General features: G+C 67.0%; 8 protein-coding genes. 7 read left to right on the top strand and 1 reads right to left on the bottom strand.

The window, feature by feature from the left end; genetic code table 11:
* From LBC97_06540 to LBC97_06510, 7 genes are all read left to right on the top strand, one after another.
* On the top strand, window positions 1-215 hold a 215-nt coding region (locus LBC97_06540; protein MDR2565707.1), incomplete at its 5' end, for a hypothetical protein.
* On the top strand, window positions 212-2,062 hold the full coding sequence (locus tag LBC97_06535; GenBank protein MDR2565706.1) for a DUF6273 domain-containing protein: 1,851 nt from the start codon (window positions 212-214) through the stop codon (window positions 2,060-2,062). The genes LBC97_06540 and LBC97_06535, both read left to right, overlap by 4 nt.
* A 732-nt stretch (window positions 2,063-2,794) precedes the next feature.
* Window positions 2,795-3,061, top strand: coding sequence for a HypC/HybG/HupF family hydrogenase formation chaperone (locus LBC97_06530; GenBank protein MDR2565705.1), 267 nt, complete (start codon window positions 2,795-2,797; stop codon window positions 3,059-3,061).
* An 82-nt stretch (window positions 3,062-3,143) separates the two neighbouring features.
* On the top strand, window positions 3,144-4,328 hold the full coding sequence (gene hypE, locus LBC97_06525) for a hydrogenase expression/formation protein HypE (GenBank protein MDR2565704.1): 1,185 nt from the start codon (window positions 3,144-3,146) through the stop codon (window positions 4,326-4,328).
* Window positions 4,329-4,366: 38 nt separating this feature from the next.
* Window positions 4,367-4,639 carry a HypC/HybG/HupF family hydrogenase formation chaperone gene (locus LBC97_06520; GenBank protein ID MDR2565703.1) on the top strand — a complete coding sequence of 91 codons (273 nt, stop codon included), beginning with the start codon at window positions 4,367-4,369 and terminating at the stop codon, window positions 4,637-4,639.
* Between the two features lie 4 nt (window positions 4,640-4,643).
* Window positions 4,644-5,741: a hydrogenase formation protein HypD gene (gene hypD / locus LBC97_06515; GenBank protein ID MDR2565702.1), complete on the top strand. Its 1,098-nt coding sequence runs from the start codon at window positions 4,644-4,646 to the stop codon at window positions 5,739-5,741.
* A 128-nt stretch (window positions 5,742-5,869) separates the two neighbouring features.
* Window positions 5,870-9,376: a leucine-rich repeat domain-containing protein gene (locus LBC97_06510; GenBank protein MDR2565701.1), complete on the top strand. Its 3,507-nt coding sequence runs from the start codon at window positions 5,870-5,872 to the stop codon at window positions 9,374-9,376.
* Window positions 9,377-9,574: 198 nt separating this feature from the next.
* Here LBC97_06510 and LBC97_06505 read toward each other — a convergent pair.
* Window positions 9,575-10,263 (bottom strand): hypothetical protein (locus LBC97_06505; GenBank protein MDR2565700.1); only part of this gene is annotated, 689 nt, incomplete at its 5' end.

Genomic DNA, 10,263 nt, shown 5'->3' with positions numbered 1-10,263 from the left:
TGTCTGCTGCGAGCAGACCCGCCCGCGCCGCCCCCAGCGGTACGTTTTCCTACAGCACGGCAAACCTGGTTGACGGAGTGGAAGGAAGAGCCATGACTACGGTCGAGTCTCGCGGGGCGACCGCGAACACAATGATCGGCTTGCCGCTGGCGTTGTCGCCGGCCTCCCGCGAATTGGTGAGCGGGGGCCAAACCATGTCGGCGGCCCCGAAATGAGGGGCAAGGCCGCCGCGATAGGCGGAGTCTGCCTGGCGGCCGGGTGCGCGGGATTCCTGCTCTTGATCGTCCCCTTGGGCCCGTGGAATCCGGTGCCGGGAAGGCAACTCGCCGGGATCGGACTGCTGGTCCCGCTGGGGGTGCTGACTTCTGTTCGGCTGGCCAGCAAGGCCTCGGAGTCGCGGCAAAGGGAATCGCTGAAGTCGCGCAACACAGTCGTCACCGCTGTTGCGGCGGTAGTCATCACAGCTGTGATGGTCTTGCGAGGCTCCTGGCCGCCGGGCTTCGCGCCATCCTGGTTTGCGCACGTGGCCACAGTCGGGCTGGTGGTCCTGATGATCACAGCACTCGCCCTCACCTGGGCCTCAAAGAGCCGGACCGCTTGGGTTGTCACCTGGCTGGCCGGCTTGGCTTTGGCCTATCCCGTTGTGGGGAGATTGGGCGATTTGTCGGACCGCGAGTATGACTACATATGGAGCGGCCACAGGCTTTCCGAGCTAGAAGAGCACTGGGGGTCGTTCTTGTCCCTTATGCTGTTCGCCGTTCCGTTGGCGACCGCCTTGTTGGCGGCGCTGGCGCGCTTTGTGCGCTGGGTCTGCTGGCCACGCCAGGCTGGCTCCGTTCGGTTGCGCGCGGCCACTGTCGTCGCAGCGATGGTGCCGCTCGCCCTGGCCGGAGGGGGCTGCTACTTGGTCGTCGCCATCGTTGAGCCGCCGGTCAAGCCGGTCGCCACCGCGGCCGCCACCCCTTCGAGCCCGCATGAGTACCGAAGCCTGGACGATGCCGACCTCGCCGTGGGGGACTGGGTCAAGTTTGGCCTTGGCGGAGTGTATTTCAGCACGGCGGAGTGCTCGACTGATGGAGGCGACTGGTTCTCCCAAGACATTGGTTGGCTCGTGGCGGACCGCCGCCACAATCAAGTCTTGCTCGTAGCCGAACAGGTAGTGTGTACCCGCTCCTTCGACGCGAGCGGCGGAAGCGACTGGGCAAGCAGCGATCTGCGCGTGTGGCTGAACGACACTTTCCGGGCCGGCATACCACCCGTTGTTCGGGCGAAGCTCATGGACACCACGCTCAGCCCGGAAGGCACCGAGGACGAGATCTTCCTACTCGGGAACGATCAGGTGGCGGCAGCAGAAGCGTGGCCGAGCGAGGCCGACTTGACGGATCAGTTCGGGGGTGACAAAAGCTGGTGGTGGCGCAGCGCTTGGGAAGATGGCTCCACGCGAGCCGTGATCCCTTCCGGCGGCCGGGGCGTGGTTGATCCTTCTGACGACCGAGTGGGCGTTCGGCCAGCGATCTGGCTGAGTCTTGGGCTCGGGGAACAGGCCTTCCCGAACGGCAAGGTGCCCATCTATCCGCCGGTGGTGGCCTCGGCCCAAACCACGCCGATAAACGCAAACGACGCGTTTGTCGACCGTACGGGAACCATCACTTGCATTACCAACGAAACGGGCGAGCCGAGTTGTGTCTTCGCAGCCGGAAGCGCTCCCCAAGAGAATGTTCACAATGCGGGCTGGCGCGCGCCCGGAGGCGAGGTGAACGCGGTCACGCTTCACATCTGGGGCGATGGCGAGCCCGGCGCCGCGGCCTCAGTCACTACTGGCGGCCTGCCTTCACCAACCGTCATCAGGCCGGGATTCACGGTGCAAATGGGCCTGGATCGCGTCTTCACACCCGGCGGCGGCCCCATCCCCCCAAACTACCGGTACCAATGCACGGCGCTGGAGGTGGGCTTCGTCTGCCGAACCGTCAAGGACCTCGAAGACGGCGGTTCGGCCTTCATGGTCACGGACACAGCTTTGTCGGTCTTCTACGACGGCGAAGATCATGTCGTAGCGCCGTGAAGAAGACGGCTGCGCTTGTCCAGAACTGCGCCAAGTGGGTCTGAGGGCCGCCGGATGTCGCAGTTCGCGCAGAGCCGGACACCCGACCGCCCGCAAGCGCGACCGGCCGCTCCGCTGAAGTGCGACGATGCCGAGGGGCGGGGCGGCGGCATCGGCGGCACCCGTCATCGACACCACCCTGACCGTGGTGTCGATGCGCGGTGTCCCGATCGCGGCCCCCGATTCCCACCCAGCGGCCCCACCTGCGCAAACGCGGCCGCCGCCAATCGGGGCGGCCGCCTCCGGGCACCCGTCATCGACACCACCCGGACCGTGGTGTCGATGCGCGGTGTCCCGCGCCCCGTTGGCGTGACCCGGCCCGAGGTCTGCAGGGGCCCGACAGGTCAGCGCCGGCGGCACCCGTCATCGACACCACCCTGACCGTGGTGTCGATGCGCGGTGTCCCGATCGCGGCCCCCGATTCCCGCCCAGCGGCCCCACCTGCGCAAACGCGGCCGCCGCCAATCGGGGCGGCCGCCTCCGGGCACCCGTCATCGACACCACCCGGACCGTGGTGTCGATCAAAGGCGTCCGGTGGCCCAACTTCGACAAGGATGGAGGATCCCGCCGACTGAGTTTGCTCCCCGCGATGGGATGGTCCTGGTGGTAAACGGTGCGGCCGGGCCGGCTTCAGCGGGATGCCGGCCGCCCGGCCGTCTGCGGCGGTTGGCGCGGCCCCGTTAGGATGATCGAGTGCGCCCCGTAGAACCGACGGAATGCTCCGGCCCGACCTGCATCACCTGTTCGGACCAAGGCACCGTCGCCGAAGTGGTCGAGCCGCCAGCGGGGGCTTGGGAAGACGCCCTGGTAAGGACTGCGGCCGGAACAGAAGCGGTCGACGTCTCGCTGGTCGGCGAGGTCGCCGCCGGCGACCTGGTCCTCATCCACGCCGGCGCGGCGATTGGACGGGTAAACGACCAGCCGACCGGCCGGGAATCAGCGGCAAAAGGCGCAGCGTGACCGAAAACCAAGACGGAGGCGGGCTGGAAGACAGCGGCACGGCATCGGCGGCGCTGGCAGGCAATCGCAAAGGCGGCGGAACGTGACCGAAGACCAAGGAGGAGAGAGGCTGGTGGGCGGGGGCACGGCATCGGCGGCGGACTCGGGTTGGGCGGCTCTCGGTAGAGAACGGGCCGGAGGGCGGGACCGGAGCGAACCCCGGCGGCCCACCGAGGCGGAGGTGTTGGCGCGGATCGAAGCGGCACGGCGGCGGCGGCCCAAACTGGCGGAGGACACCGTCACGCTGGCCCACGGCGCCGGCGGCAAGGCGTCCGCCACGCTGATCGAGACGGTCTTCATCAAGGCGTTCGGGCAGCCCAGCGCGGAACTCCAAGACGCGGCCGTGCTGGACGTGCCGGGGGGCAAAGTGGCCTTCTCGACGGACTCGTACGTGGTCAACCCGATCCGGTTCCCGGGCGGGAGCGTGGGCGATCTGGCGGTCAACGGCACCGCGAACGACCTGGCGGTGAGCGGGGCGGTGCCCAAGTGGATCTCGGCGGCGTTCGTCATCGAGGAGGGGTTCCCGGTGGCGGAGTTGCGCGCGATTGTCCAGGACATGCGCGCCGCCGCAAACAAGGCGGGCGTGACCATAGTGGCGGGGGACACCAAAGTGGTGCCCCGGGGCGCGGCGGACGGCGTGTTCATCACGACCGCCGGGATAGGCATGGTGCCGCCCGGACGCGAATTGGGCGCCGACAAGGTCAAGGCCGGGGACCGCATCCTGGCGTCCGGGTCTATCGCGGACCACGGGATGGCGGTCATGATGGCGCGCGGGCACCTGGCGATCGAGGCGGAAATCGAGACGGATTCCAAGGCGGTGACACCTCTGGTGGAGGCGCTCCTGGACGCCGTGCCGGACACCCGCTGGATGCGGGACCCGACGCGCGGCGGGCTGGGCACGGTGGCGAACGAATTGGCCAAGGCCGCGGGTGTGGGCGTCGAACTCCAGGACGCGGCCATTCCGGTCAAGCCGATGGTGCGCGGGGCGTGCGACATGCTGGGGATCGACCCGCTCTACGTGGCGAGCGAGGGCTGCTTCGTGGCGGTGGTCCCACCGGAGGCGGCGGACACGGCGCTGGCGGCGGTGCGGGCGGCGGGCGGCGACCAGGCCGCGTTGATCGGCTCGGTGGTGGCGGAACCGCAAGGGACCGTGGTGGTGCGCAACGCCTTTGGCGGGGCGCGGTTGGTGGACATGCTGGTGGGCGACCCGTTGCCCAGGATTTGCTGACGGCCCGGCCCTGCCCGGCCAGCGGTTAGGAGATTGACATGTGCTTGGGGATTCCCGGCCAGGTGGTCCAGATGGTGGATCCGGCCGAGTATTTGGCCTCGGTGGACGTCAGCGGCGTCAGGCGCACCATCTCGCTGCGCTTGGTAGCGGACGAGGGCGTGGACGTGGGCGACTGGGTCCTGGTGCACGTGGGCTTCGCCCTTTCCACCATTGACGCGGCCGAGGCGGCGGCCACGCTGGACCAGATCAAGAAGCTGGGGCAGCCGTACGTTGACGAAATGGACGCCTTCATGGAAACGGAGATCGTGTAGCGGCATGGAGTACGTTGACGAGTTCCGCGACCCGGAAGACGCGAAACGCCTGCTCAAAGCCATCGCCGCGCTGGCGGACCGCCTGGGGCGGACCGTCCGCTTCATGGAGGTCTGCGGCGGGCACACGCACACCATTTACCGTTACGGTTTGGAGCGGCTGCTGCCGGACGCCGTTGAGTTTGTGCACGGCCCCGGTTGTCCCGTTTGCGTCATCCCGATGGGCCGGGTGGACGATGCCGTGCACCTCGCCTCCCAGCCCGGCGTCATTTTCACCACCTTCGGCGACATGATGAGAGTGCCCGGCACTGGCGGCTCGCTGCTTCAGGCCCAGGCGCGGGGCGCCGACATCCGGTTCGTCTACTCGCCGCTGGACGCATTGAAGATCGCGCGGGACAACCCGGACCGCGAGGTGGTGTTCTTCGCGGTCGGGTTTGAGACCACCGCGCCGTCCACCGCGGTGACCCTGGCGCGGGCGTCCGCCCTGGGGGTTTCCAATTTCTCGGTGTTCTGCAACCACGTCACCATCGCCCCGCCGCTGCGGGCCCTGTTGGACGGCGAGGAGCTGGCCCTGGACGGGTTCATTGGGCCGGGCCACGTGGCGACCGTGGTCGGGGCGCGGCATTTCGATTTCATCCCCGCCGAGTACGGCTTGCCGCTGGTGGTCACGGGCTTCGAGCCGCTGGACATTCTGCAGGCCGTGGAGATGCTGTTGGAACAGTACGTGTCCGGCCGCCGCGCGGTGGAGAACCAATACGCGCGCGTAGTCCGGGAAGAGGGCAACACCGCGGCGCTGGCTTTGATGCGGGAGGTCTTCGCCCTGCGCCCCACGTTCGAGTGGCGCGGGCTGGGCTTCATCGAGTCCTCCGGCTACCGGCTGTCCGAGGCTTACAGCCGGTTCGACGCCGAACTGCGGTTCTCAATGCCGGGCGTGCGCGTGGCCGACCCGCCGGCCTGCGAATGCGGGTCCGTGCTGAAAGGCCTTTTGAAGCCTTGGCAATGCCGGGTGTTCGGGACCGGCTGCACCCCCGAAAACCCAATCGGCACCTGCATGGTCTCCCCCGAAGGCGCCTGCGCCGCCTACTACAGCTTCGCCCGCATTTGACCTTGGGGGCACGGGCGGGCTCAACGGCCGCCCTGCTTTGGCGTTCGCTGGTAGCCTAAGCGGTGACTTCGCGGGCCGCTCGCGGCCAAGACCGGCCCGCTCATTCCCCCAACGAAGGCAGGACCCCAATGAGAACCGAAGGCGCGCACCTCTCCCGAAGCAGAGTCGCACTCGCCGCGCTCGCCGCCGCGGCGGTCGGACTGGCGATCCCCGGAGCCGCCATAACCAAAGGCGCCTGGGCGGCCCCTACAATCTGCGCCGACCCCGCCACAGGGTGCACCCTCGAAGCCTGGTTCGGATCGCCCGCCATCGCGGCTGCAGTCCAAGAACAACTGGGCTATGGGGGCGTCAACGTCGACACCGACACCGACACCGTAACCCAGGCCCAATTGGACACGGTCACGGACATGTATTTGGGATGGCAGGTGGACGACCCGTCTGCCCTCGACAACCTGATTCACCTCCCCAACCTCACAAGCCTGAGCCTGGGCGGCAACCAATTGGCGGCCGTGCCGGACGTCGTAAGCAGCTTCGCCAACCTTCAGAATCTGGGCTTGTCCGGCAACCAGTTGACAACCCTCCCAGACTGGATCGGCGACCTGGCCAACCTGACAATCCTGGCCCTGGACAACAACGAGTTCGCCACCGTGCCTGACGCCGTCTGCGGCCTAACCCAGCTCGGGTCGCTAGACCTGCGCGCCAACCAGCTGACGTCCGTGCCCGATTGCGTCTGGGCGTTGAACGACCTGTGGGAACTGAACCTCAGCGACAACCAGTTGACGACCGTGCCGGACGCCATCGGCGGCCTCGCTGACCTGATGTACCTGGACCTGAGCGACAACGAGATCGCGTCCGTTCCCGGCACTCTGGGCGACCTCTCCGAACTCGAATCCCTCGACCTGGGCACCAACCAGTTGGCCACCCTGCCGGACGGGATCAGCAACCTCGTGGGCCTCCACGCCCTGAGCCTGAACGACAACCAGCTGACGTCCCTGCCGGACGGGATCGGCAACCTCGTGGGCCTCCAGGGCCTGTACCTGTACCGCAACCAGTTGACATCCTTGCCGGACGGGATCGGCAACCTGGTGGGCCTTGAGCACCTGTACTTGAGCGACAACCAGCTGACGACACTCCCAGACGAAATCGGCAACCTGGTGGGCCTCATTTGGTGCCTTGACTTGGGCAACAACCAGCTGACAAGCGTTCCAAACACCATCGGCAACCTGGTCAACCTCAGGGATCTGCACTTGGAAGGCAACCAGCTGACAACCGTGCCCGAGGAGATCGGCAACCTGGTCAACCTCCTCGGGTTGGGCCTGAGCGACAACCAGTTGACCACCGTGCCTGCGGCAATCTTCAACCTTGTCAATCTCCAATGGCAGCTGACCCTGGCCAATAACCAGCTGACCTCGCTGCCTGACGGAATCGGCAGCTTTGCCAACCTTGGGTCTCTCGACCTGACGGGCAACGCGTTGACTTCGCTGCCGAGCACAATCGGCGGCCTGACCAGCCTGACAAACTTGTACCTGGGGGGCAACCAGCTGACGTCCCTGCCAGACGGGATGGGCAACCTCACGAGTCTCACCAACTTGAACCTGGGCTACAACAATTTGGCTTCCCTGCCGGAAAACATTGGAAACCTCGGTAGCCTCGAGTATCTGTACATGGACGGCAACCAGCTAACGTCGCTGCCCCAGTCCATCGGCGGCCTCGCGAGCCTGGTCCACCTGTTCGTAGGCGACAACCAGTTGGCGTCGGTGCCCCCGGCGATCGGCAACCTTGGGAGCCTCGAGCACCTGAACCTGGGCGGCAACCAGTTGACCAGCCTGCCGAGCGCCATTGGCGACCTGGCGAACTTGACGGACCTGGGGCTGCCGGGCAACCAATTGACGTCGCTGCCCGACAGCATCGGCAACCTCACAGGCCTTGTGCAGCTACGGGTGGACAACAACCAGCTGACCTCTCTGCCTGCAACCATCGGCAACCTGACCAGCCTTCCGGGCCTGAACCTGGGCGCCAACCAGTTGACGTCCCTGCCTGACAGCATCGGAAACCTAACCGCCCTGGAATGGCTCGACCTGTATGACAATCAGTTGACGTCCCTGCCGGAAACCATTGGAAACCTCACAGGGCTCACAGAGTTGAGCGTGGGCACCAACCAGTTGACGTCCCTGCCGAACAGCATCGGCAGCCTCACGCGCCTCACAGACTTGAGTCTGGGCGGCAACCGGCTGACTTCATTGCCGGACAGCATCGGCAATCTCACGGGCCTGACAACGCTCCGGCTATGGGGCAACCAGCTGACCGCCGTGCCGGAAAGCATGGGCGACCTCACGGGCCTCACCTACTTGGCGCTGAGCAGCAACCAATTGACCACCCTGCCGGACAGCATCGGAAACCTGACGGGCCTCGCAGGGCTTGACCTGACCCTAAACCAGTTCACCGCGGTGCCGGACGGCATCGGAAACCTCACGGGCCTCACGGAGCTGTTCCTGAGCGACAACCAATTGGCCACCCTGCCTGACGCCATTGGCAACCTCGCCAATCTCACGCGCCTGTTCCTGAATGGCAACCAGTTCGCCACGGTGCCCCAGGTGGTCTTCTCACTCGCCAACCTCACAGAGCTGGGGCTGAGCCGCAACCAGTTGACGACGCTGCCCAATGGGCTTGGCGACCTGGTCAACCTGGCGGACCTGTACTTGGAGGACAACCAGTTGACGTCGCTGCCGGACGCCATCGTCGAGCTCCCCAATCTCGGGGTGCTGCTCGTGTCCGGCAACCAACTGGCCTCTTTGCCGGACAACCTGGGCAGCATGACCAGCCTGTTCTGGTTGGACCTGGAAGACAATCAGCTGACGTGCTTGCCTGACGGGGTTTTGACGCCCGGGCGTGACGTGTTGTTGGAGGGGAACCCCGGCTACTCTGCCGCAACCGAGACGGTGCCGCTGTGCGGCGCCGGGCCCAGCCCGTCCGCCTCGCCTTCGCCTTCGCCTTCGGTTCCGGTTGGCCCTTCCGCCTCGCCTTCGCCGTCGCCTTCCGTTTCAGATGGCCCTTCCGCCTCGCCTCTGCCGTCGCCTTCCGCGCCGGTCGATCCGTCGCCGTCGGCTTCGGTTCCGGTTGGGCCGTCCGCGTCCCCGTCCATTCCGGTGGGCCCGCCGCCGTCCGCTTCGCCTTCGGAGCAGGCGCCGTTCAGCCCGGGCGAGCCTGATCTGGTCGACTCCGCCAAGGGCGGGATCGAGGTGCCGGCCAGCGCCTACCAGGGCCAGGAGATCACCGTCAAAGTTGGGACCGGCTACGCCGGGCAGACCGTGTGGGCGTTCGCGTTCTCCGCCCCGGTCCCGCTGGGCTCCCATGTGGTCGCGGCGGACGGCAACATCCGGGTCACCCTGCCCTCGACCCTCTCGGCCGGGAACCACCGGGTCGCGGTGTACACATCCGCCGGGGAACTGGTCGGCTGGCAGAACACCACTGTCCTGGCGGGCCAGGCCCACGGGTCGGCCTCCGCCTCGGCGGCGGGCGACCGCGAGCTGGAGTTCACCGGCACCTCGGCCAACGGCATGGCGTTGGCCGCCGGGCTGCTGGTCCTGTTCGGCGCCGCTGCGACGGGTGCCGCCCGCCGCTGGCGGAACCAATAACCCGCCGTCAGGAGCCTCCGGCTACCGGACCAAGAAGGGGCCGCGCCTGTGTGAACGCCTAAGGGTGTCCTCCGGGCGCGGCCCCCCTTTTGCCCAGCCGCCGATGCCGCTTAGCGCCGAGCCGCGCTTCGACTTGCCCGAGCCGCGAGGTCGTCTGCCCCGCCCGACCTGCCCGCATTCGACCTGACCGCGCCTCAGCTAGCCGCGCTTGGTCTGCCAAAACGTCGGCCAGCCCGTCGCTACGCACCGAGCGCCTCCGGTTCGGGTACCTTCCCCTCCCCGCGCTTCTCGGTACAACACCCCTCTGAGCCCAAAGTATGTTGGCAACAGAAGCAACGCCACTGCGGCAATCACGCCAAGACCGCCGAGGTACGGCCCAACTCCGAGCACCCGCTCGTCGGTGCCTTGCCACACCAAGTCCGGGTTGCCGCCAAATCTGGAGATCAACGGCAGCACTTGCCACGCCACGACCAAGGACAGAAGGGCTGCGGCGAACGCCGCCACCACGAACACCGCCGCCACAACCTTCCGAGGCACCGACGATTCCGCCCTGGGGTGATCGGACTGCCCCTGCATCAAGCGCCCGAACAGCGCGTCTGTCCCCAGCGGGAGCCATGAGCAGAGGCCCAGCGCGAGTATCAACTCGGCCAAGCCGAGCATGATGACGTGCAAAGCCGCCTCGGGAGCCCTCAGGCCGGTCCCGCCTTGCGCCGCCTCGCTCATGACGCCTAAAGGATCCGGGTCGGACAGGATTGAGAGCGCCTCTTGGAACGTCCCGCCCAGGCCCAGAGTCTGGTAGGTCTCCATCAGGCCGATCGCAGACATCCAGACGGCCCCGCAGCCGAGGACGGCCAAACCGCCCAACAGCGCCTTCAGCTTCGCGTAAC

This window comes from Bifidobacteriaceae bacterium (assembly GCA_031281585.1).
In the GTDB taxonomy this organism is placed as follows: domain Bacteria; phylum Actinomycetota; class Actinomycetes; order Actinomycetales; family WQXJ01; genus JAIRTF01.
This window is presented reverse-complemented; position numbering and strand designations above follow the sequence as displayed.